Origin of the sequence: Massilia sp. S19_KUP03_FR1 (assembly GCF_036688685.1) — a bacterium.
Taxonomy (GTDB): domain Bacteria; phylum Pseudomonadota; class Gammaproteobacteria; order Burkholderiales; family Burkholderiaceae_D; genus JALYUM01.
On sequence record NZ_JAQQPS010000002.1, the window covers coordinates 214,140 to 235,763 of the forward strand.

The 21,624-nt window shown below is 62.0% G+C and carries 17 protein-coding genes; 14 read left to right on the forward strand and 3 right to left on the reverse strand.

All coding sequences use genetic code 11. The features are described from left to right. Positions 1 to 9 precede the first annotated feature (9 nt). From ahpC to V6M87_RS02700, 8 genes are all read left to right on the forward strand, one after another. Positions 10 to 573: an alkyl hydroperoxide reductase subunit C gene (ahpC, locus tag V6M87_RS02665; RefSeq protein ID WP_332848179.1), complete on the forward strand. Its 564-nt coding sequence runs from the start codon at positions 10 to 12 to the stop codon at positions 571 to 573. Between the two features lie 75 nt (positions 574 to 648). Continuing rightward, complete coding sequence (gene ahpF, locus V6M87_RS02670; RefSeq protein ID WP_332848180.1) at positions 649 to 2,238, forward strand: alkyl hydroperoxide reductase subunit F; 1,590 nt, start codon at positions 649 to 651, stop codon at positions 2,236 to 2,238. A 401-nt stretch (positions 2,239 to 2,639) separates the two neighbouring features. Continuing rightward, positions 2,640 to 4,349, forward strand: coding sequence for a RecQ family ATP-dependent DNA helicase (locus V6M87_RS02675; RefSeq protein WP_332848181.1), 1,710 nt, complete (start codon positions 2,640 to 2,642; stop codon positions 4,347 to 4,349). 9 nt (positions 4,350 to 4,358) lie between these two features. Continuing rightward, positions 4,359 to 5,378: a ligase-associated DNA damage response exonuclease gene (locus tag V6M87_RS02680; RefSeq protein ID WP_332848182.1), complete on the forward strand. Its 1,020-nt coding sequence runs from the start codon at positions 4,359 to 4,361 to the stop codon at positions 5,376 to 5,378. Beyond that, positions 5,371 to 6,999 carry an ATP-dependent DNA ligase gene (locus V6M87_RS02685; protein WP_332848183.1) on the forward strand — a complete coding sequence of 543 codons (1,629 nt, stop codon included), beginning with the start codon at positions 5,371 to 5,373 and terminating at the stop codon, positions 6,997 to 6,999. The genes V6M87_RS02680 and V6M87_RS02685 overlap by 8 nt, the downstream gene beginning before the upstream one ends. Beyond that, a complete protein-coding gene (locus V6M87_RS02690) occupies positions 6,996 to 9,458 on the forward strand; it encodes a ligase-associated DNA damage response DEXH box helicase (protein ID WP_332848184.1) in 2,463 nt (820 codons plus the stop codon). The genes V6M87_RS02685 and V6M87_RS02690 overlap by 4 nt, the downstream gene beginning before the upstream one ends. Further along, positions 9,455 to 10,102, forward strand: a complete 648-nt coding sequence (gene pdeM / locus V6M87_RS02695) for a ligase-associated DNA damage response endonuclease PdeM (RefSeq protein ID WP_332848185.1) — start codon at positions 9,455 to 9,457, stop codon at positions 10,100 to 10,102. The genes V6M87_RS02690 and pdeM overlap by 4 nt, the downstream gene beginning before the upstream one ends. 69 nt (positions 10,103 to 10,171) lie before the next feature. Then, the gene (locus tag V6M87_RS02700) at positions 10,172 to 11,260 is read left to right on the forward strand and encodes a glycine zipper 2TM domain-containing protein (RefSeq protein ID WP_332848186.1); all 1,089 of its coding nucleotides are present in this window, start codon (positions 10,172 to 10,174) and stop codon (positions 11,258 to 11,260) included. 63 nt (positions 11,261 to 11,323) lie between these two features. Here the strand turns inward: V6M87_RS02700 and V6M87_RS02705 are convergent, their stop codons facing one another. The 3 genes from V6M87_RS02705 to V6M87_RS02715 form a co-directional block, all read right to left on the reverse strand. Further along, the gene (locus V6M87_RS02705) at positions 11,324 to 12,109 is read right to left on the reverse strand and encodes a Crp/Fnr family transcriptional regulator (protein ID WP_332848322.1); all 786 of its coding nucleotides are present in this window, start codon (positions 12,107 to 12,109) and stop codon (positions 11,324 to 11,326) included. 443 nt (positions 12,110 to 12,552) lie between these two features. Then, positions 12,553 to 13,197, reverse strand: coding sequence for a response regulator transcription factor (locus V6M87_RS02710; RefSeq protein ID WP_332848187.1), 645 nt, complete (start codon positions 13,195 to 13,197; stop codon positions 12,553 to 12,555). A gap of 161 nt (positions 13,198 to 13,358) precedes the next feature. Continuing rightward, positions 13,359 to 13,823: a universal stress protein gene (locus V6M87_RS02715; protein WP_332848188.1), complete on the reverse strand. Its 465-nt coding sequence runs from the start codon at positions 13,821 to 13,823 to the stop codon at positions 13,359 to 13,361. Between the two features lie 369 nt (positions 13,824 to 14,192). On the opposite strand from V6M87_RS02715, the gene V6M87_RS02720 reads away from it, so the two are divergent. The 6 genes from V6M87_RS02720 to asd all read left to right on the forward strand — a co-directional run bounded on the left by V6M87_RS02720 (position 14,193) and on the right by asd (position 21,436). Beyond that, positions 14,193 to 15,050: a protein phosphatase CheZ gene (locus V6M87_RS02720; RefSeq protein ID WP_332848189.1), complete on the forward strand. Its 858-nt coding sequence runs from the start codon at positions 14,193 to 14,195 to the stop codon at positions 15,048 to 15,050. Then, positions 15,050 to 16,930 (forward strand): chemotaxis protein CheA, encoded by a 1,881-nt coding sequence (locus V6M87_RS02725; RefSeq protein WP_332848190.1) that lies wholly within the window; start codon positions 15,050 to 15,052, stop codon positions 16,928 to 16,930. The genes V6M87_RS02720 and V6M87_RS02725 overlap by 1 nt, the downstream gene beginning before the upstream one ends. 213 nt (positions 16,931 to 17,143) lie before the next feature. Then, positions 17,144 to 18,544: a 3-isopropylmalate dehydratase large subunit gene (leuC, locus tag V6M87_RS02730; protein WP_332848191.1), complete on the forward strand. Its 1,401-nt coding sequence runs from the start codon at positions 17,144 to 17,146 to the stop codon at positions 18,542 to 18,544. A gap of 15 nt (positions 18,545 to 18,559) precedes the next feature. Next, on the forward strand, positions 18,560 to 19,207 hold the full coding sequence (gene leuD, locus V6M87_RS02735) for a 3-isopropylmalate dehydratase small subunit (RefSeq protein WP_332848192.1): 648 nt from the start codon (positions 18,560 to 18,562) through the stop codon (positions 19,205 to 19,207). A gap of 10 nt (positions 19,208 to 19,217) precedes the next feature. Continuing rightward, positions 19,218 to 20,288 (forward strand): 3-isopropylmalate dehydrogenase, encoded by a 1,071-nt coding sequence (gene leuB / locus V6M87_RS02740; RefSeq protein ID WP_332848193.1) that lies wholly within the window; start codon positions 19,218 to 19,220, stop codon positions 20,286 to 20,288. Between the two features lie 20 nt (positions 20,289 to 20,308). Continuing rightward, positions 20,309 to 21,436: an aspartate-semialdehyde dehydrogenase gene (gene asd, locus V6M87_RS02745; RefSeq protein ID WP_332848194.1), complete on the forward strand. Its 1,128-nt coding sequence runs from the start codon at positions 20,309 to 20,311 to the stop codon at positions 21,434 to 21,436. The last annotated feature ends 188 nt before the right edge of the window (positions 21,437 to 21,624 follow it).

Genomic DNA, 21,624 nt, shown 5'->3' on the forward strand with positions numbered 1-21,624 from the left:
GGAGATTACATGTCCCTTATCAATTCCACCGTCAAGCCATTCAAAGCCACCGCTTACCACGCTGGCAAATTCATCGATCTGACTGAAGAGAACTTCATCGGTTCGTGGTCGGTTGTCATGTTCTACCCAGCCGACTTCACCTTCGTCTGCCCAACCGAACTCGAAGACCTGGCCGACTTCCAGCCAGAATTCGCCAAAATGGGCGTGAACGTGTACGGCGTTTCGACCGACAGCCACTTCGCGCACAAAGCATGGCACGACACGTCGGACGCCATCAAAAAGGTCAACTACCCGTTGATCGGCGACCCAACCGGCATTCTGGCCCGTAACTTCGAAGTCATGATCGAAGAAGAAGGCATGGCACTGCGCGGTACCTTCGTGATCAATCCAGAAGGCCAGATCAAGCTGATGGAAGTGCATGACAACGGTATTGGCCGTGACGCTTCGGAACTGATGCGCAAAGTCAAAGCTGCCCAGTACGTCGCTGCCCACCCAGGCGAAGTGTGCCCAGCCAAGTGGACCGAAGGCGCTGCAACCTTGACCCCATCGCTGGACCTGGTTGGCAAGATCTAAGTAATTAGTAAGTGCATTGCATGCCGGGCCGTGTGGCCCGGCAATTGAATCGAATACAGTAAAGGAAGACCCATCATGCTGGACGCAACCCTCAAGCAACAGTTGCAAGCTTATTTGCAAAAAGTGGTGCAACCGATTGAGATCGTTGCATCGCTCGATGATTCGCCTAAATCGCGTGAAATGCACTCCTTGCTCCAGGAGATCATTCCGCTAAGCGACAAAATTACCCTGGTTGAGCGCTACGACGACAATGAGCGCAAGCCATCGTTCTCGATCAACCGCCCGAATTCCGATGTCGGCGTGCGTTTCGCCGGCATCCCGCTGGGCCACGAGTTCACCTCGCTGGTGCTGGCGCTGCTGCAAGTCGGTGGCCACCCGATCAAGTTTGACGAAGCGACGATTGAACAGATCCGCAACCTCGACGGCGACTACGCCTTCGAGACCTTTATTTCGCTGTCGTGCCACAACTGCCCGGAAGTCGTGCAGGCACTTAACTCGATGTCCATCATCAACCCGCGCATCAAGGTCACGACGATCGATGGCGGCGTGTTCCCGGCCGAAGTCGAAGCGCGCCAGATCATGGCTGTGCCGATGATGTTCCTCAACGGCGAACACTTTGGCCAGGGCCGCACCGGCGTGGAAGAAATTCTCGCCAAACTCGACACCGGCGCCGGCGCCCGCAAAGCCGAACTGTTGTCGCAGAAAGATGTCTTCGATGTGCTCATCGTTGGCGGCGGTCCGGCCGGTGCGGCAGCGGCAATTTATGCCGCCCGTAAAGGTATCCGTACCGGCGTGCTGGCCGACCGTTTCGGCGGCCAGGTGCTCGATACGCTGGCCATCGAGAACTTCGTATCCATGAAGGAAACCGACGGCCCGAAATTCGCGGTCGCCCTGGAAGAGCACGTCAAGCAATACGAAGTCGACATCATGAATACCCAGCGCGCCAGTAAGCTGACGCCAGGTAAATTGATCGAGATTACGACGGAGACCGGTGCCGTGCTGAAAAGCAAGACAGTGATCCTGGCAACCGGCGCCCGCTGGCGCGAAATCAATGTGCCGGGTGAACAGGAATACCGTAACCACGGGGTAGCCTATTGCCCGCACTGCGACGGTCCGCTGTTCAAGGGCAAGCGCGTGTCGGTTATCGGCGGCGGCAACTCTGGCGTGGAAGCGGCGATCGACCTGGCTGGCCTGGTGGGACATGTGACGCTGGTGGAATTCGGCGCGGAACTGCGCGCTGATGCGGTGCTGGTGCGCAAGTTGCACAGCCTGAAAAACGTCACCGTGATCACCTCGGCGCAAACCACCGAGATTCTCGGCGATGGCCAGAAAGTCAGCGGCATGACCTACAACGATCGGGTTTCTGGCGAGTCGCACAAAATCGACCTGGAAGGCGTGTTCGTGCAGATCGGCCTGATCCCGAATACCGAATGGCTGAAAGGCACGCTGGCCCTGTCGCGGCATGGCGAAATCGAAGTCGATGCCCGTGGCCAGACCTCATTGCCAGGCGTGTTTGCTGCCGGCGACGTGACAACGGTGCCGTTCAAGCAGATTGTGATTGCAGTGGGTGAGGGTGCCAAGGCTTCGCTTTCAGCCTTCGATCACCTGATGCGCACACCGGCGGAAGAAGAGACTGCGGATGTGCCAGTCGCGATTGCTGCGTAAGCTGTTGAGATACCGGTAAGACGTCGTACTTGATCCTGCCTTCGGGCGGGATTTTTTTTGAACTGCTGAAAAATCAGTGCACGAACAGCAGCGCGCCGCTGCCCAAGGCCTCGCTCTGGCAGATGGTCCACGTTGCAACGCTGGCAAGTGCAACACTCAGGGCGGCCCAAGTAATTGGCAAGTTGCGCATCATGATTTTTCTCCGGTAAGACAGTGGACCAACAATGAAGTCATGTTAGTTCAGGTTCTCAGAAGCAACTATCGGAGGAGTTTCCGCGACCTTGTAGGATTAGCACTCGCGCCGACGTATGGTTTCGCGAGGATACCAAAAGTTGGCTTCCTACGAATGAGTTGGATGGTGTCCTATACCATCACGGTATTGTGCGTTTTACAGTGATGCCATGACCCGATACGACACCACTCTCCTGCACAACGGCCAACTTGCCATGCGCCGTCATACGATCCGCCAATTGCTGCGCTCGGTGTTTCACGTCGAGCGCCTGCGCGGCGGCCAGCAACAAGTCATCGACAGCGTCCTGGATGGCCGTGACACGCTGGCGATCATGCCGACCGGCAGCGGAAAATCGCTTTGTTATCAAGTGCCTGCGCGCTTGCTGGGCGGTTTGACGGTGGTCATTTCGCCGCTGATTTCTCTGATGAAAGACCAGCAGGACGGCTTGCTGGAACTGGGCGTGCATGCGGTTCTGCTCAACAGTACCTTGACGCGCGACGAGGAAGATGCGGCCCTGGCGTCGATTGGCAACGGTTGCGAAATCCTGTTCTGCACGCCCGAACGCTTTACCACGCCAGCGTTTCTCGCGGTGCTGGTGGCGACCAAAGTGACACTTGTCGTCGTCGATGAAGCCCACTGCATCTCGCACTGGGGCCACGATTTCCGGCCGGCTTACCTGCAAATGGCCGCCTCCATCGATGCACTGGGCAAGCCGCCCGTGCTGGCGCTGACGGCCACCGCCACCGACGATGTGATCCGCGATATCGGCAAGCAACTTGGCCGTCCCCGCATGAAGGTGATTAACACCGGCATCTACCGCCAGAACCTGCACTACAACGTCGTGCAAGTGACCAGTACAAATGAAAAATACCAGCGCGCTTTGGCGCTGGTGCGCGCCACCGAAGGCGTCGGGATCATTTATGCGGCCACCGTCAAGGTTGTCGAAGAAATGTACGCCATCCTGCGCGAGGCGGGCGAGAGCGTCACGATTTATCACGGCAAACTGGCAGCGCGCGAGCGCAAGGCGCACCAGGATCTGTTCATGGATGGGGCGGCTCGCGTGATGGTGGCCACCAATGCATTTGGGATGGGCATCGACAAGAGCGATACGCGCTTCGTCGTGCACTTGCAAATCCCGCCCAACCTCGAAGCCTACTACCAGGAGTCGGGCCGCGCCGGCCGCGACGGCCTTGACGCCACCTGCACGCTGTTGTTCCTGCAGGACGACAAGCGTATCCAGCAATTTTTTCTGGCGAAACATTATCCCGACGTACCGGAACTGGCGATGGTGTACGAAACCGTGCGCGAACTGGCGCAAGACGCGCCGGTGACGTTTGCCCGGGTCGATGCGCTGGCTGAGGAATATGCCACCAGCAAGCTGAAAATCTGCCTGAAGATGCTCAAGGACGGCAAGCTGCTGAAACAGAACCGCAAGCTCGAATTCAGCCTGACCGCCAAGGCGCCGGACACGACCGTCCTTCAGGAACTGGCCGACATCTACGCCCTGAAACAGGAGCATGACAAGGAATCGCTGGAATCGATGGTGTCCTACGCCGTCAGCGGTTTTTGCCGCTGGAAAGTGCTGCTCGACTATTTCTCCGACGAAGCGCCAGGCTTCGACAAGTGCTGCAAGTGCGATAACTGCCGCAATCCGCCGGTGCGCACGCTCACGCAAGAACTGCCGATCCGCGACGACGAATTCGACCGCAGTTCGGCGATCGAGGTGGGGCCGATGTTTGCCATTGGCGACGCTGTCAAGGTAGCCAAGTACGATGCCGGGTCAGTCGCAGCCTTGGCCGGTGACCAGGTGACGATTGCCTTCCCGGACGGCGCACAACGCACGTTCATGGCAGACTTCGTGACAGCCGTACATTCATAAAGGGTATCGATGGGAGACATGGTCGTCGTTCGCAAGGAAGGTCTGTACTGCGTTCCAGGAAATTTTTATATCGACCCGTGGCGTCCCGTGGACCGGGCTGTCATCACGCATGCGCACGGCGACCACGCCCGGGTCGGCCACGGCCACTATCTGGCGGCCGCGCCTGGCGTCGATATCCTGCGCGTGCGGCTGGGCGAGATCACCATCGACGGCCTCGCATACGGCGAGCGGATCACCCACAACGGCGTGACTATCTCCCTGCACCCGGCTGGCCACGTGCTCGGTTCGGCGCAGGTGCGCATGGAATGTGGCGGTGAAGTCTGGGTGGCGTCGGGTGATTACAAGGTCGAGCCGGATGTCACCTGCGCCCCGTTCGAGCCGGTGCGCTGCGACACCTTCATCACCGAGTCGACGTTTGGGTTGCCGATCTATCGCTGGCAAAAGCAGCAGGACGTCTTTGACGACATCAATGCATGGTGGCGCAAGAACGCGGAGCAGGGGCGAGCCAGCGTGGTGTTTGCGTACTCGTTCGGCAAGGCGCAGCGCATCCTGTCGGGGCTGGACGCGAGCATCGGTCCCATCGTCTGTCACGGTTCGGTGGAACCCTTGAATCGCGTGTACCGCGCCGGCGGCGTCGCTCTGCCGCCCACCGTGCTGGTCACCGATATCGACAAGGCGGCCCTGAAAACGGCGCTGGTGATTGCGCCGCCGTCGGCCTCCGGCTCGACCTGGATGCGCCGCTTCGGCGACTACAGCGATGCGTTTGCCAGCGGCTGGATGCTGCTGCGCGGCGCACGCCGGCGCCGTGGCGTCGACCGCGGGTTCGTCTTGTCCGACCACGCCGACTGGCCCGGCCTGATGAGCGCGATTAAAGCGACCGAGGCCGAAAAAGTCATCGTCACGCACGGTTCAATTCCGACCATGGTGCGCTGGTTGTGCCAGCAGGGCTACGATGCCAAGGGTTTCGATACCGAGTACGGCGATGAGGACGAAGCGGTCGCACCCGAGAAGGTGTCTGCCGATGCGTGAATTTGCCCGCCTCTACGCAGAACTCGACGAGACCACCGCCACCAACCGCAAGCTCGACGCCCTGCAGCAGTATTTTGCTTCCGCCTCGCCCGAGAACGCCGCCTGGGCCGTGTATTTTCTTGCCGGCGGCAAGCCGCGCCAGGCCGTGCCTTCCAAATTGCTGCGCGCCTTCGCCATCGAATACGCCATGCTCGACGACTGGCTGTTCGAAGAGTGCTACCAGGCTGTCGGCGACCTGGCCGAGACGGTGGCGCTGGTGTTGCCGCCACCCGAACACGAAAGCGACGTCGGCCTGGCGGTGTGGATGGAAGAGCGCATCGGCCCGCTGCGCGGCGCCGATCCGGGGACCATCCGTGACAAGCTGTTGTCGTATTTTGACGAACTGACGGCGCGCGAGCGCTTCCTGCTCATCAAACTGATCGGCGGCGGGTTTCGCGTGGGCGTCTCGAAACTGCTGGTCACGCGCGCACTGTCGTCGCTGGCGGCCGTCGACAGCAAGCTGATTGCCCAGCGCCTGATGGGCTGGACCGATGGCAGCGTGGCGCCCACTGCGGCGGGCTTTATACGCTTGATTGCCGCGCAGTCTGACGACGAACACAAGCTGCGCGGTGGCCAGCCGTTTCCGTTTTTTTTGGCGCACCAGCTGCAGGGCGATCCGGCCGCGCTGGGCGAGGTCGCCGATTGGCAGGTCGAGTGGAAATACGACGGCATCCGTGCGCAGCTGGTGCGGCGCAGCGCCGAGAGTTATGTCTGGTCGCGCGGCGAAGACTTGATTACCGAGCGCTTCCCCGAAATTGCGGCGATCCAGGTACCGGAAGGGACCGTCATCGACGGCGAGATCCTTGTGTGGCGCGGCGGGCCGGCACCCTTCGCCGACCTGCAGAAACGCATCGGCCGCAAAACCTTGTCCGCCAAGCTGCTGGCCGAACTGCCGGCCGTGTTATTGGCCTACGACTTGCTCGAACGCGATGGCGTCGACCTGCGCGCGCTGCCCCAGCACGAGCGCCGCGCCTTGCTCGAGACGCTGGTACGCGATGCCGCGCAGCCGGCCTTGCAGATCTCCCCGCTGGTCGAGGCGGATGATTGGGACGCGCTGGCTGCCACGCGCACCGGGTCGCGCGCACGCGGCGTGGAAGGCATGATGCTCAAGGCGAAGAACGCCCAGTACGGCGTGGGCCGCACCAAGGATGTCGGCACCTGGTGGAAGTGGAAGGTCGACCCATACGCCATCGACGCGGTGCTGATCTACGCGCAGGCGGGCCACGGTCGGCGCGCGTCACTGTACACCGACTACACGTTCGCGGTGTGGGACTTCGACGAAGCAGGGGCGAGGAAGCTGGTGCCGTTTGCGAAAGCCTATTCGGGCCTGACCGATGCGGAGATTGCCAACGTCGACAACGCGATCCGCAAGACCACGATCGAAAAATTCGGACCGGTGCGCTCGGTGAAACCGTCGATGGTGTTCGAGATCGGTTTTGAGGGCATCGCGCTGTCGACCCGGCACAAGGCGGGCATCGCGGTGCGCTTTCCGCGCATCCTGCGCCAGCGCCTGGATAAAACCGTGGACGATGCCGATAGCCTCGATACGCTCAAGGGCTTGTTGGCTGCAGCCGCCACATGAGCAAGTCGGCTGCGGCGCAGGCTGTCGATGCATGGTTCGCCCAGCGCGGCTGGAAAGTGTTCCCGTTCCAGCGCGCGGTATGGAAAGCGGCAGTCGCCGGCAAATCGGGCCTGCTGCATGCGAATACGGGCGCCGGCAAAACCTATGCGGTGTGGTTTGCGGCGCTGCTGCGCGCGCAACTGGCGAGCAGGAAGAAGAGCACCGGCCTGCGCGTGTTGTGGATCACGCCGATGCGGGCGTTGGCCGCCGATACGCAGCGCGCGCTGGAAGCCTCCGCGGCCGACCTGATGCCGTCGTGGACCATCGGCGCGCGCACCGGCGACACCGGATCGGCCGAGCGCGCACGCCAGACGCGCGCCATGCCCCAAGCACTTATAACGACGCCGGAAAGCCTGTCGCTGTTACTCAGCCACGCGGCCGCGCAGGACCAGTTCAAGCAGCTCGACACGATCATCATCGACGAGTGGCATGAGCTGATGGGCAGCAAGCGAGGCGTGCAGGTGCAGCTGGCGCTGGCGCGCCTGCGTTGCTGGAACCCGGATCTGGTCGTGTGGGGCTTGTCGGCGACGATGGGCAATCTCGAGCAAGCGCGTCATGTGCTGCTCGGTGACACCGCTGGCGTGCTGGTCGAGGGCGACCTGCGCAAAGAGATTCGGGTCGACTCGCTCATTCCCGAGAACGTCGCGCGCTTCCCGTGGGGCGGTCACCTGGGTATCCAGATGCTGCAGCCGGTGATCCGCGAGATCGAGCAGCATGCCGCCACGCTGGTGTTCACCAACACCCGCTCGCAGTCCGAGCTGTGGTACCAGAATATCCTGGAAGCGCGTCCCGACTGGGCCGGCGTGATCGCGCTGCATCACGGGTCACTGGCGCGCGAGGTGCGCGAGTGGGTCGAGACCAGCCTGAAAAAGGGTGAGCTGAAAGCGGTGATCTGCACGGCCAGCCTGGATCTGGGCGTCGATTTTTTGCCGGTCGAGCGCGTGCTGCAGATCGGCAGCGCGAAGGGGATCGCGCGCCTGCTGCAGCGGGCCGGGCGCAGCGGCCACGCGCCGGGACGCGTCTCGCGCGTGACGCTGGTGCCGACCAATTCGATGGAAATTCTGGAAGCGGCCGGTGCCAAGCAGGCGGTCGCGCACCGCCACATCGAAGCGCGGCTGGTGCCGAACAAGCCGTTCGACGTGCTGGTGCAGCACCTGGTCACCGTGGCGCTGGGCGGCGGTTTTCGTGCCGACGCATTGCTGCGCGAGGTGCGCGGCGCCTGGTCGTATCGGCATCTCACCGATGAAGAGTGGCAGTGGGCGCTCGACTTCGTCGCGCGTGGCGGACAAAGTCTGACCGTGTATCCCGAATACCGGCGCGTGCTGGCGGACCAGGATGGCGTCTACCGCGTGCCGGATGTGGCGATCGGGAGGCGCCATCGGATGGGGATCGGCACCATCGTGTCCGACGCGTCGGTGCAGGTGAAGTACATGAGTGGCGGGCGCATCGGCAGTGTGGAAGAGTCGTTCATTTCGCGGCTGAAGGCGGGCGATCATTTTCTGTTCGGCGGGCGCATCCTCGAATTCGTGCGCGTGCACGAGATGACGGCGTTCGTGAAACGCGCGACCGGTGCGCGCGGCGCCATCACGCGCTGGGCCGGCGCGAAGATGCCGATGTCGTCCGAGCTGGCGCACGCATCGCTCGAGCAGCTGCGCCAGGCGGCGCTGGGCGTGTTCGAGGGCCCCGAGATGGAAGCGCTCCGGCCGCTGATAGAGATTCAGCAGCAGTGGTCGGCGCTGCCCACGACTGACACGCTGGTCATCGAAAGCATGAAGAGCCGCGAGGGATATCACTTGTTCGTCTATCCCTTCGGCGGGCGCTCGGTGCACACCGGGCTGGCGTCGCTGATGGCGTACCGCATTGGCCAGGTTCAGCCGATCACGTTCTCGATTGCTGTCAATGACTACGGGTTTGAACTGTTGTCGGCCGAAGCGGTCGAATGGGGGTTGGTGTTTGGCGGGTTGAGCGGTGCTGCGGTCGGCTTGTTCGGCACCGATCAGCTGCTGGAAGACGTACTCGCTTCGCTGAACGCGACGCAGCTGTCGCAGCAGCGCTTTCGCGAAGTGGCGCGGATTGCCGGGCTGGTGTTTCAGGGCTATCCCGGCCAGCCGAAATCGAACCGCCAGGTGCAGGCCTCGTCGTCGCTGTTCTTCGAGGTGTTCCGCAAGCACGACGCGGCCAATTTGCTGCTGACGCAGGCGCAGCGCGAAGTACTGGAGCAGGAACTGGAACTGACCCGCCTGAACGACACCCTGGTCGAGCTGCATGGGCGTAAGCTCGCGTACTGCGAAGTACGGCGCGCCACGCCGTTTGGCTTCGCGCTGATGGTCGAGCGCTTCCGCGAGAAGGTCAGCACCGAAAAACTGTCCGACCGCGTGGCGCGCATGGTGCGTGAACTTGAAAAGGCAGCAGCAATTTGAAGCAGGAAGTCCATCTCGCAGGTGAAACGCTGGTGTTATTGGCGCAAAAAGCCTTGTACTGGCCGCGCGAGAACATGCTGGTGATCGCCGATATCCACTTCGGCAAGGCGGCGGCGTTCCGCTCGTTTGGCATCCCGGTACCAAGCGGCACCACTACCCAGAACCTCGATGCGCTCGACGAACTGGTGCGCGCGCACGGCGCCGAACACATCCTGTTCCTGGGCGACTTTCTGCACGCGCGCGCGGCGCACGCAGCCTCGACGCAGGCCGCGCTGCTGGCCTGGCGGCTGCGCAATCCGCAACTGATGCTGACGCTGGTGCGCGGCAACCACGACAAGCATGCAGGCGACCCTGCCGCGATCCTGGACATTGCCATGGTCGACGAGCCACACACGGTAGGTGCGCTGTCGTTCTGCCACCATCCGGATATTGCCGCGCCCGGCTACGTGCTGGCCGGGCATGTCCATCCTGCCTACATGCTGGCCACGCGCGCCGACGCGCTGCGCCTGCCGTGCTTTGTGGTGGGCGCCACGCGCATGATCCTGCCCTCGTTTGGCGCTTTTACGGGCGGCCACACCATCACGCGGGCACCGGGCGAGGCGATCTATGTCACTTCTGGTGAGGCGGTCCATTATGTTCGCTAGCGAACCGACCTGTGATGCATGAAAGCGTACCTTACGTCAATACTTCGTCAATACAGGTAAGGAAACACCATGTTCACCAAGAAAATTCTCGCCGCCGCCATGATGGCAGCACTGCCGCTGGCGTCGATGACGCTGGCTTCGCCGGTACAGGGGCAACAATACAATCGTGAGGCGCCGCGCGGACCGGTGATCCGTGGTTTCAACGTCGACGAAGTGCGCCGCCTCGATCCGGGCGTGGAACTTAACTTCGACCTGTATGGCAGCCCTGGCGGCAGCGCCACCATCCGCATCGATGGCGCCACCCGCAACCTGACCCTGAGCGAAACCGAGCCGGGTCAGTATGAAGGGAGCTACACCATCAGCTCGCGCGACCGCATCCGGCCAAACAGCGCCGTCACCGCTAACCTGCGCGAAGGCAACCGCGTAGCCAGCCAGGTGCTGAGCGAATCGCTGCTGCGCGGTCCTGGCCAGCGTCCGGGGCCGGGCGCCATGGCGCCGCGTGTCGAGCGCTTCGATGTGCGCGGCGTCGGTGACCTGGAAGCAGGCGACGAACTGACCTTCACGCTGATGGGTACGCCCGGCTCCAAAGTGGAGATCAGCATCGCCGGCAGCCGTGGCGTGTTCTTCCTGCCGGAAACGCGTCCGGGCGAATACAGCGGCGTCTACACGGTACGCCGTGCCGACCGCCTGGCGCCGAATAGTGCCGTGACGGCGACGATCCGCAACAGCGGCCGCGCGACCACGACCACGCTGGGCCGTCCGCTGGTGTCGGGACCGGCGCCGCGTCCGATCAATCCGGTGGCGCGTTACTGCAGCAATTGCGCCACGGTTGAAACGGTGAATGTGATCCAGGTGCAGGGCAATGCCGGCTATATCGGCACCGTGGGCGGCGCCCTGGTCGGCGGCTTGCTGGGCAGCCAGATCGGCAGCGGCAACGGCCGTACCGCCGCGCAAATCGCCGGTGTCGTCGGTGGCGCGGCCGTCGGCCGCAATATCGACAACAACAACGCCGCCAAGGCGGGTCCGAACCAGCATTACGAAGTGATGGTGCGCTACCCGAACGGCGCCACCAAAGTCATCACCTACGCCAACGAACCGGGGTTCCGCGTGGGCGACAAGGTCCGTGTCGACAACAATGTGCTGACGCGCGACCAATAAAGTTTCGCTGAATAAAAAAAAGCCGGCGTCCCATGGGGCGCCGGCTTTTTTTATGCAGCAGCTTCAGATGGTGGCAACGATCACGTCGTCGCCCGCTTCGGTCTTGGCTTTGACCTGCGTCTTGGTGCGCGAGCGCGACGGCGGCAGGCGGCGCAGGGTTTTCAGCGATTCGGCGTCCTTGATGCCGATGGTGCGCTGGTCGACGGTGATAAGGCCGATTTCGTTGAACGCAGACAGCGTGCGGCTGACCGTTTCCAGCGTCAGGCCCAGGTAGCTGCCGATTTCATGGCGGGTCATGCGCAGGTTGAACAGCTTGCTGGAGTAACCCATGGCGGCGAAGCGGTCGGCCAGCGTGACCAGGAAGCGGGCGACGCGGGCTTCGGCCGAGAGCGCGCCGAGCATGCCGATCATGGCTTGCTCACGCACCAGTTCGCGGCTCATGACGCCGTACATGACATTTTCGAGTTCCAGGTGCACGCGGCCGAGGGCGGTCAACTTCTTGAACGGCAGCAGGATCAGGTCGCAGTCGGACAAGGCCACGGCTTCGGACGCGTAGTGGCGGGTGTGGATGCCGTCGACGCCCAGCATGTCGCCCTTCATTGGAAAGCTGAGCACCTGCTCGTTGCCGAATTCGTCGATGAGGACGGTTTTGAGGAAGCCGGAGTTGACGATGTACAGCGTGTCAAAGGCCTGGCCGATGGTGTGTACGCGCTGGCCGGTCTTGAATTGCACGTGCTGGAACAGCAACTCTTCGGTGTTGACGGTGCTGGCCGCCTGGATGTGCAACAGGTCGCACACTTCCTTCAGATTGGACCAGAGACGTCCCTGGCGTTGGCGGCCCGCTTCCATGGGTGAGGAATGCAGGGTATTGGTGGCGCGTGGGTCTGACGGTGGCTGGGACTGCATGCTCATTCTCCAGGTGAAAATGAAGGGTGTCGGTGCCCGAAGGGTTTCCCACAAGGGACAAGGAATTCAGGACTGGCTCAAACCGCAAGAGGGCAAGCTCACGTAGCGTGAATGTGAACCGCAAGCAAGTCGAAACGGTGAATTCAGTATGCCAACACGAGTCCGGCACGGATATCAGCAACGGCTGAATCTCCGCGTAGGACATAGGAGCGATCGTTAGGAATTGTCTTACCCGCAAGCTGCGGCTACAGAGGGGGGACGGCGACGCCGCAACAGCAAAACGCAAACTTGGGGTGCATGAAATCGCAGGCATCCTGATAACCTCTGGCGCACATTCGGCTGCTTGCGCTGTCTAAAAATTTGGTGCGCCGGCGGTGCGTCACGGTTCAAGCCTTCAGCGGCACCAGCAAACGATGCGCCACGGCATACTGAACCATTTCCGACAAAGAATTCATGCCCATCTTTTGCATGATGCGGGTTTTGTGGGTGCTGACCGTTTTCACCGACAAATGCAGGTTGTTGGCAATTTCCGTGATCGACTTGCCACCCACCAACAGCGAAAACACTTCAAATTCGCGGTCTGAGAGTTGCTTGTGCAGCAGTTGCTCATTCGGCGCCATGATGTTCAGCGCCAATTGCTCGGCCACTTCGGTGCTGATGTAGGGCCGGCCAGATGCCACCTTGCGGATTGCCCCCACCAACTGGGTACCCGCGCTTTCCTTGGTGAGATAGCCTTGCGCGCCGGCGCGGATCGCCCGCACTGCATATTGTTCTTCTTCATGCATGGTGAGAATCAGGATGGCCAGCTTGGCCGACTCGCTGCGCACCTGCCTGATCAGGTCGACGCCGCTGCGTCCGGGCATCGATAAATCGAGCAACAGCAGGTCAAAGCCGCCCTGGCGCACCAGGGCCAGCACTTCGAAACCATTGGTGGCTTCGCCAACGATCTCGATATCGAGCGCGCCGTCGAGGATGCGCTTGAGGCCTTCGCGCATGATGGTGTGGTCGTCTGCAATGGCTATTCGGATCATGATTGGCAATCGTGCCGCACCGCCCAGGTGCACGATTCAAGGTTAGCATACTGAATGGACAAATGGTGGCATATCGATGCGCCGTAATGGCCCCACGGCACGGCAGTTGCACCAATATGCAGCCAGCTTGATCTGGCTCAATAGTCCTTTATGCTGAGCGCTTATTGCGCCGGCTCATTGATCAATCGATGCACCAGCACCGGCTTTTGCGTCTGCGCCAGAACCTTGTTTGTGACGCTGCCAAGCAATAACTGCCCCCAGCCGCTGCGGCCATGCGAGCCCATGAAAATCAGGTCGCAGTGCTCATGTTCGGCGACCTCGGTGATGGTGTGGGCGGTGGAGTCGGAGAACACGGTCATGCAACTGTGCTGCAAGCCGGCGGCCTCGGCCGAGCGCATGATGCGCCCCATATAGTCCTCGCCGGTGCGGCGCATCTGCGCTTCGTATTCCTCACCGCTGGGATAGGTGGGTGGGATGATTTCGACATAAACAGGATATTGGTAAGCGGGCGCGACGAACAGCGCCAGCACCTCCGCACCCATCTGCTGGGCGAATTTGACGCCTGCGCACGCGGTGTGCTGGGACACCAGTGAGCCATCGGTCGTGATCATGATTTTGCTGAACATGGTATTTCTCCTCAGAAGACGTATCCCATCTTGATTGTAATGCGCGACGGCCCAATTGCCAGAAACATCATTGCTTGACCGGTCTCAAAACTCGTCGATGCAGCTTCAAGGCAGGGACTTGCTGGCCGTCATCGAAGCACGCAGCTAACAAAATACAACACTGTTGTTATCAAGAACTTCATAAACCAGGCATTTTGATTGTCGTGGATGAAAGTTTCTGTAGATAAACGCTCTTGGCCCGATCTAGGACATTTACCTACGGCAATGTCGCTGCTACACTCGTGTGAACATCTGGTCTGCATGCGAACACGCATCACAGATCGACAGCAAGCACACTTTCAAGATTGATATTATGGAGAAGCAGGTACTATGACCAACGCCGCTGACGATTTCGACGCCTTATTCGAGGAAGTAGCCGCGCAGCGCGACGGCGCGCCTGCTGCTCCTGTGGCGCATGCCCCGGCGCCCGCCGCCAATGCTGCCGTCGATGAAGATGACTTCGACGCCCTGTTCGACCAGATGTCCGGGGGCACCCCGGTCCCGGCTGCCGCCGCACCCGTTGCCGCGCCTGCCGTAGTGGCGCCAGCGCCAGTTGCTGCGCCAGCAACGGCCGCAGCCGCAGGCGAGGTCGAAGACAAGCCGATGTTCGAGCGCCTCGGCGGCATCGTGCGCCTGCTGCACGATTCGCTGCGCGAACTCGGTTACGACAAGGCGCTCAACGAGGCCTCGTCGCAGATTGTCGACGCCCAGGACCGCCTCGAATACGTCGCTACCCTGACCGAACAGGCCGCTAATAAGGTACTGAATACCCTCGACGACGGCATGCCGGCGCAGGACGTGCTGCAAAAGCAGGCGCGGGTGATGGAAACGCGCTGGAACGATCTGTTTGCCGGCAAGCTCGGCATCGAAGAATTTAAGGTCCTGGCTGGCGACTCGAAGTCGTTTGCCAGCGCCGTCTCGGAAGCGACCGAAGCGGAAAAAGCGCGCCTGCTCGACATCATGATGGCCCAGGATTTCCAGGACATCACCGGGCAGCTGATCAAGAAAGTCGTGGCCATCACCAAGACGGTCGAAAAAGAACTGGCCGACCTGCTGCGCGACAATGCGCCGCCGCCGCTGCGCGAAAAGCTGCTGGCCAAGGAGCCGCTGATGGTGGGTCCGTCTGTGCCGTCCGTGGCACTGGACCAGGACAATGTTGATGATCTCTTAGCCGATCTGGGATTCTGATGGACGACATGCTCAAGGATTTCGTCGTTGAAGCGATGGACCTGGCCGTCAACGTCGAGGAGCACCTGCTGCGGCTGGAGCGCGATCCTGACAACAAGGAAACGCTCAACGCGGTGTTCCGCTCATTTCACACGATCAAGGGCGGCGCCGGCTTCATGGGTTTGCCCGCGCTGGTTGCCGCCTGCCACCTGACTGAAAATCTGTTCGATGCACTGCGCACCGGCGCCGCCCCCGTCACGCCGATTGCGATCGAAGCGGCGCTACAGGCCTCCGGTTTCGTGGCCGACCAGTTGACCGATTTGAGCAACGGCGCGGCGCCTGAACAACTGGCTTCGATGCCGCAATCGCTCGAACGCATCCTGACCGATGCGATTGAGGGCAAAGTGAAATCGGCGCCGGCGCCCGCACCAGTCGTTGCTGCCGCACCCGCACCCGCACCAGCCGCAGCGGTGGCCGTGGCGGTCGCCACCGCCCCAGGCGCCGACGGTATTGACTGGGAAGGCATGTACATGGCGGTCACCCCGCCGGGCACCTACACGCCTGCGGCCCAGTCAGCGGCGCCGGTTTCCGCCGCCGCACCGGTGGCAGCAGCTGTGGCCACCGTCGTGCCGGCAACCGGCGTGGGCAGTCCGGGCTGGGACGGCGTCGACCGGCGCGAAGAAAAGGTCGAGGCATTCCGCGCGGCCTCGGCACCGGTCAAGGAAGACAGCATCCGGGTCGATGCGGTCAAGCTCGACGCGCTGCTGGAAGTGGCTGGCGAATCGGTACAGGCCGCCAATCAGGCCGCCGTGCTGCTCGAACGCCTGGCGCAGTTCAAGTTTGAAGGCCAGGCTGCCACCTTGATGGCGACGCTGACCGAAACGCTGGAACGTGCCTCGCGCTATTCGGCCGAACTGCAACGCGCCACGCTGGCCACCCGCATGCAGCCGGTGGGCCGCCTGTTCCAGAAGTTCCCGCGCCTGGTGCGCGAGCTGGCCAAGGACCTGGGCAAGGACGTCGAACTGAACATCGAAGGCGCCGAGACGGAAGTCGACCGCGTCGTGGTCGACTCCCTGTACGATCCGCTGGTGCACATGCTGCGCAATTCGCTCGACCACGGCGTCGAGTCGCCGGAAGACCGCCTCGCTGCCGGCAAGCCTGCCAAGGCCTTCATTTCGCTCAAAGCATGGCAGGAAGCGAACAGCGTCATGATCGTGCTGCAGGACGACGGCAAGGGAATGGATCCGATCGTGCTGCGCCGCAAAGCGATCCAGAAGGGATTGATCAGCGAGAGCGGCGCCCAGAGCGACGAAGAAGCGTACCAGCTGGTGTTCCTGCCGGGCTTCTCGACCAAGGAAGTGGCTTCCTCGGTATCGGGCCGCGGCGTCGGCATGGACGTGGTGAAAACTGCGGTGGAAAAAAACCGCGGGGCGATCCACATCGAGTCACGTCTGGGTCATGGCACCAAGTTCGCCATCCGCCTGCCGATCGAACTGTCGATCGTGCCGACCATGCTGGTGTCGACCTCGGGCGCATCGCTGGCCCTGCCGATGGCGGTGGTCCAGCGTGTCGTGGAACTGCCTGACACCTTCATGGAAGTCGGTGGCGCGCCGGTGCTGAAAGACCAGGGCCGTCCGCTGCCGGTCAAATCGCTGGCCCGCTCGCTGGGCTACGACGACTGCGTGGAAAAGGTCGGCATCGTCATCAATGCACCGCAACCGTACATCCTCGCGGTGTCGGCGGTTGATGGCACTGCCGACCTGGTGATCAAGCCGATGACGGCCATTTCCGTCGAAGGCATCACCGGCACGGCGCGCTCCGCCGAGGGCGAGCTGGTGCTGGTGGTCGGCCTGTCGTTCCTGATGGATGGCTGCCGTGGGGTTGCCAGGCTGGCCGCGTAAAAAAACGTTGTCTTGACGAAGGTCGCAATAAGCCTGTGCCTGAAACGCACAGGCTTTTTTTATTGGAAATTTGGATCTCGCCGCCGCACATAATTCACACAAAGTGCCTTTCCTGGCAATAAGTGTGCAAATAACGCGGTTAGTGATGCAGTGCACAACTATGGCATAATCGAAATCCCTTTCTCCAGGCACACGCCAAATTTGGGATCGAACATGTTAAAGACACTCTACGACAAACTCTGGGAGTCGCACGTCGTTCGTGCCGACGCCGATGGCACCACGGTCCTCTACATCGACCGCCACCTGGTCCATGAAGTGACCAGCCCGCAGGCCTTCGAAGGCTTGCGCGTGGCCGGGCGCCCGCTATGGCGCACGGCCGCCAACCTGGCCGTCGCCGACCACAACGTGCCGACCACTGATCGCCGCGAAGGCATCCTCGATCCCACCTCGCGCCTGCAGGTTGAAACGCTCGACGCCAACGCGAAAAGCTACGGCCTCACGTACTTCAACATGAACGACAAGCGCCAGGGCATCGTCCACGTGATCGGGCCGGAGCAGGGCGCGACCCTGCCGGGCATGACGGTGGTCTGCGGCGACTCGCACACCTCCACCCACGGCGCCTTCGGCTGCCTGGCGCATGGCATCGGCACGTCCGAAGTGGAACACGTGCTGGCCACCCAAACGCTGCTGGCCAAAAAATCGAAATCGATGCTGGTGCAGGTCGACGGCGCCATGCCGGCCGGTGTGACCGCGAAAGACATCGTGCTGGCCGTGATCGGCAAGATCGGCACCGCCGGCGGCAACGGCTACGCCATCGAATTCGGCGGTTCCACCATCCGCGCGCTGTCGATGGAAGGCCGCATGACGGTGTGTAATATGGCCATCGAAGCGGGCGCGCGTGCCGGCATGATCGGCGTCGACGACACCACCATCAACTACGTCAAGGGCCGGCCTTATTCGCCGGTTGGTCCGCACTGGGACCAGGCCGTGCATTACTGGCGCACGCTGCATTCCGACGCCGGTGCCCGGTTCGACCTGGTGGTGACCTTGAACGCGGCCGAGGTCAAGCCGCAGGTCACCTGGGGCACCTCGCCCGAGATGGTCGTGGCCATCGATGGCCGCGTGCCCGATCCCGATCTCGAGAAAGACGCCGTGCGCCGCGACGCCATGGAAAAGGCGCTGATCTACATGAACCTGAAGCCGAATACCCCGATGAGCGACATCCGCATCGACAAGGTCTTCATTGGCTCCTGTACCAATTCGCGCATCGAAGACTTGCGCGCCGCTGCCGCCGTGGTGCGCGGGCGCTATCGCGCGTCGAATGTGCGCCTGGCGATGGTGGTGCCAGGTTCGGGCCTGGTGAAAGAGCAGGCCGAGCGCGAAGGCCTCGACCAGATCTTCCGCGATGCCGGCTTCGAATGGCGCGAGCCGGGTTGTTCGATGTGCCTGGCAATGAACGCCGACCGCCTGGAACCGGGCGAGCGCTGTGCCTCCACCTCGAACCGCAATTTCGAGGGCCGCCAAGGGCAGGGCGGCCGCACCCACCTGGTCTCGCCGGCAATGGCCGCTGCGGCCGGCGTGGCCGGCCATTTCGTCGACGTTCGTGCACTTTGATCAGCTGAGACACTCATGGAAAAATTCACCATTTATGAAGGCCTGGTCGCGCCGCTCGACCGCGCCAACGTCGACACCGACGCCATCATCCCGAAGCAGTTTTTAAAGTCGATCCGGCGCACCGGCTTCGGCCCGAACCTGTTCGACGAGTGGCGCTATCTCGACCACGGCGAGCCGGGCCAGGACAATTCGGGCCGCCCGCTGAACCCCGATTTCGTACTGAACCAGCCGCGCTACCAGGGCGCCTCGATCCTGCTCGCGCGTAAAAACTTCGGCTGCGGCTCTTCGCGCGAACATGCGCCGTGGGCGTTGGAACAGTATGGTTTTCGCGCCATCGTCGCGCCCAGCTTTGCCGACATCTTTTTCAATAACTGCTACAAGAGCGGCCTGTTGCCGATCGTGCTCGCGGAGGCGAGCATCGATCGCCTGTTCGATGAGGTGAAAGCCTTCCCGGGTTTCAAGCTGGTGGTCGACCTCGAGCAGCAGCTGATCGCAACGAGCAGCGGCAGCCTGTCGTTCAAATTCGACATCGACCCGTTCCGCAAATTCTGCCTCATGAATGGCCTCGACGACATCGGTCTGACCTTGCGCCACGCCGACGAGATCCGCGCTTTTGAAGAGCGCCACCTGGCCACACAGCCATGGCTGGCCAACACCATTTAAGAGAACAAGTATGAAGATTGCAATCCTGCCGGGCGACGGCATCGGCCCTGAAATTACCGCGCAGGCGGTCAAGGTACTTAATGCGCTGGGCGAATCGTTCGAGATGGAGACCGCCGACGTCGGTGGCGCCGGTTACGCCGCCCACGGGCACCCGCTGCCGCCTGCCACGCTGGCGCTGGCGAAAGCCGCCGACGCCGTGCTGTTCGGCGCGGTCGGCGATTACCAGTACGACTCGCTCGAGCGTTCGCTGCGTCCGGAACAGGCCATCCTTGGTTTGCGCAAGGAGCTCGGGCTGTTCGCCAACCTGCGGCCCGCGATCCTGTATCCCGAGCTGGCCGGCGCCTCGACGCTGAAACCCGAAGTGGTGTCGGGCCTGGATATCCTGATCATCCGCGAACTGACTGGCGACATTTATTTTGGCAAGCCGCGCGGCGTGCGCGAGTGCCCGGACGGCCCCTTCAAAGGCCAGCGCGAAGGCTTCGACACGATGCGCTACGCGGAAGGCGAAATTCGCCGCATCGCGCACGTGGCATTCCAGGCGGCGCAAAAACGCTCCAAGCGCGTCACCAGTGTCGACAAGGCCAATGTGCTGGAAACGTTCCAGTTCTGGCGCGACATCGTCACCGATGTGCACAAGGAATACCCGGACATCGCACTCGAGCACATGTACGTCGATAACGCCGCCATGCAACTGGTACGCGCGCCGAAAAAATTCGACGTGCTCGTGACCGGCAATATGTTCGGCGATATCCTGTCCGATTGCGCGGCGATGCTGACCGGTTCAATCGGCATGCTGCCATCGGCCTCGTTAGACGCCAACAACAAGGGCCTGTACGAGCCATCGCATGGTTCGGCGCCGGACATCGCCGGCAAAGGTATCGCGAACCCGCTGGCGACAATTTTGTCAGCCGCGATGATGCTGCGCTTTTCATTGAAACGCAGCGAGCAGGCCGACCGCATCGAGAACGCGGTCAAGTCGGTGCTGGCGCAGGGCCTGCGCACGGTCGATATTTACGAGGCTGGCACGACCAAAGTCAGCACGGAACAGATGGGCGACGCGGTTCGCGCGGCGCTTCAATAAAACTTAAAAGAGGGATGAAGATGAAATTAGTTGGGCTGGTAGGCTGGCGTGGCATGGTGGGTTCGGTTCTGATGCAGCGCATGCAGGACGAGGGCGATTTCGCCGACATCGAACCGGTGTTTTTCACGACCTCGAACCCGGGCGGTGCGGCGCCATCGATGGCGAAGAACGAAACCACCCTGAAGAGCGCAAGCGACCTCGCCGAGCTGTCGAAGTGCGAGATCATCATCTCGTGCCAGGGCGGCGACTACACCAGCGAGGTGTATCCGAAACTGCGTGCAGCCGGCTGGAATGGTTACTGGATCGACGCTGCGTCGACCCTGCGCATGGAGGACGACGCCGTCATCGTGCTCGACCCGGTCAACCTGAACGTCATCAAGGACGCCATGCACCGCGGCGTGAAGAATTACGTCGGCGGCAACTGCACCGTATCGTGCATGCTGATGGGTCTCGGTGGGCTGTTCGAACAGGGCCTGGTCGAGTGGATGACGTCGATGACGTATCAAGCCGCATCGGGCGGCGGCGCGCAGCACATGCGCGAGCTGCTGACCCAGTTCGGCACCATCAACGCGGCCGTCAAGCCACTGCTCGACAATCCGGCCTCGGCGATCCTCGAGATCGACCGCACCGTGCTGGCCACGCAGCATGGCTATTCACCTGATGAGATCAAGCAGTTCGGCGCGCCACTGGCCGGCAACCTGATTCCGTGGATCGACAAGGACCTGGGCAACGGCCAGTCGAAGGAAGAGTGGAAAGCCGGCGCCGAGACCAACAAGATCCTCGGCCTGGGTGAAGCATTTGGTTCGAAAGCCATTCCTGTGGACGGCCTCTGCGTCCGCATCGGCGCCATGCGCTGCCACTCGCAGGCGCTGACCATCAAGCTGACGAAAGACGTGCCGCTCGATGAAATCAACGACATCATCGCCTCCCACAACGAGTGGGTCAAAGTGGTGCCGAACACGCGCGAAGCGTCGGTGCGCGACCTGTCGCCTGCCGCCGTCACGGGCAGCCTGACGATTCCGGTTGGCCGCATGCGCAAGCTGGCCATGGGCGGCGACTATCTGTCGGCGTTTACGGTCGGTGACCAGCTGCTGTGGGGCGCTGCCGAACCGTTGCGCCGCATGCTGCGCATCGTGCTGGAGAAGTAAGTCATTCCCCGCGCAGGCGGGGACCCATGGCACGCATGTATCGTGGCGAAATTGGCATCACCAATGCAGCAAAAGTGTTACGGGCCCCGCCTTCGCGCGGGACGTAGCACTCCATCAACTACGATAGCTGCATGTTAACTGTGATAACTTAGTGTTAGCAAAAGTACGCATAAACACGACGGTCCTGG

Coding starts and splice junctions, on each gene's coding strand:
- ahpC (WP_332848179.1), top strand. CDS start 10: ATGTCCCTTATCAATTCCACCGTCAAGCCATTCAAAGCCACCGCTTAC.
- ahpF (WP_332848180.1), top strand. CDS start 649: ATGCTGGACGCAACCCTCAAGCAACAGTTGCAAGCTTATTTGCAAAAA.
- V6M87_RS02675 (WP_332848181.1), top strand. CDS start 2,640: ATGACCCGATACGACACCACTCTCCTGCACAACGGCCAACTTGCCATG.
- V6M87_RS02680 (WP_332848182.1), top strand. CDS start 4,359: ATGGGAGACATGGTCGTCGTTCGCAAGGAAGGTCTGTACTGCGTTCCA.
- V6M87_RS02685 (WP_332848183.1), top strand. CDS start 5,371: ATGCGTGAATTTGCCCGCCTCTACGCAGAACTCGACGAGACCACCGCC.
- V6M87_RS02690 (WP_332848184.1), top strand. CDS start 6,996: ATGAGCAAGTCGGCTGCGGCGCAGGCTGTCGATGCATGGTTCGCCCAG.
- V6M87_RS02700 (WP_332848186.1), top strand. CDS start 10,172: ATGTTCACCAAGAAAATTCTCGCCGCCGCCATGATGGCAGCACTGCCG.
- V6M87_RS02705 (WP_332848322.1), bottom strand. CDS start 12,109: ATGGAAGCGGGCCGCCAACGCCAGGGACGTCTCTGGTCCAATCTGAAG.
- V6M87_RS02710 (WP_332848187.1), bottom strand. CDS start 13,197: ATGATCCGAATAGCCATTGCAGACGACCACACCATCATGCGCGAAGGC.
- V6M87_RS02715 (WP_332848188.1), bottom strand. CDS start 13,823: ATGTTCAGCAAAATCATGATCACGACCGATGGCTCACTGGTGTCCCAG.
- V6M87_RS02720 (WP_332848189.1), top strand. CDS start 14,193: ATGACCAACGCCGCTGACGATTTCGACGCCTTATTCGAGGAAGTAGCC.
- V6M87_RS02725 (WP_332848190.1), top strand. CDS start 15,050: ATGGACGACATGCTCAAGGATTTCGTCGTTGAAGCGATGGACCTGGCC.
- leuC (WP_332848191.1), top strand. CDS start 17,144: ATGTTAAAGACACTCTACGACAAACTCTGGGAGTCGCACGTCGTTCGT.
- leuD (WP_332848192.1), top strand. CDS start 18,560: ATGGAAAAATTCACCATTTATGAAGGCCTGGTCGCGCCGCTCGACCGC.
- leuB (WP_332848193.1), top strand. CDS start 19,218: ATGAAGATTGCAATCCTGCCGGGCGACGGCATCGGCCCTGAAATTACC.
- asd (WP_332848194.1), top strand. CDS start 20,309: ATGAAATTAGTTGGGCTGGTAGGCTGGCGTGGCATGGTGGGTTCGGTT.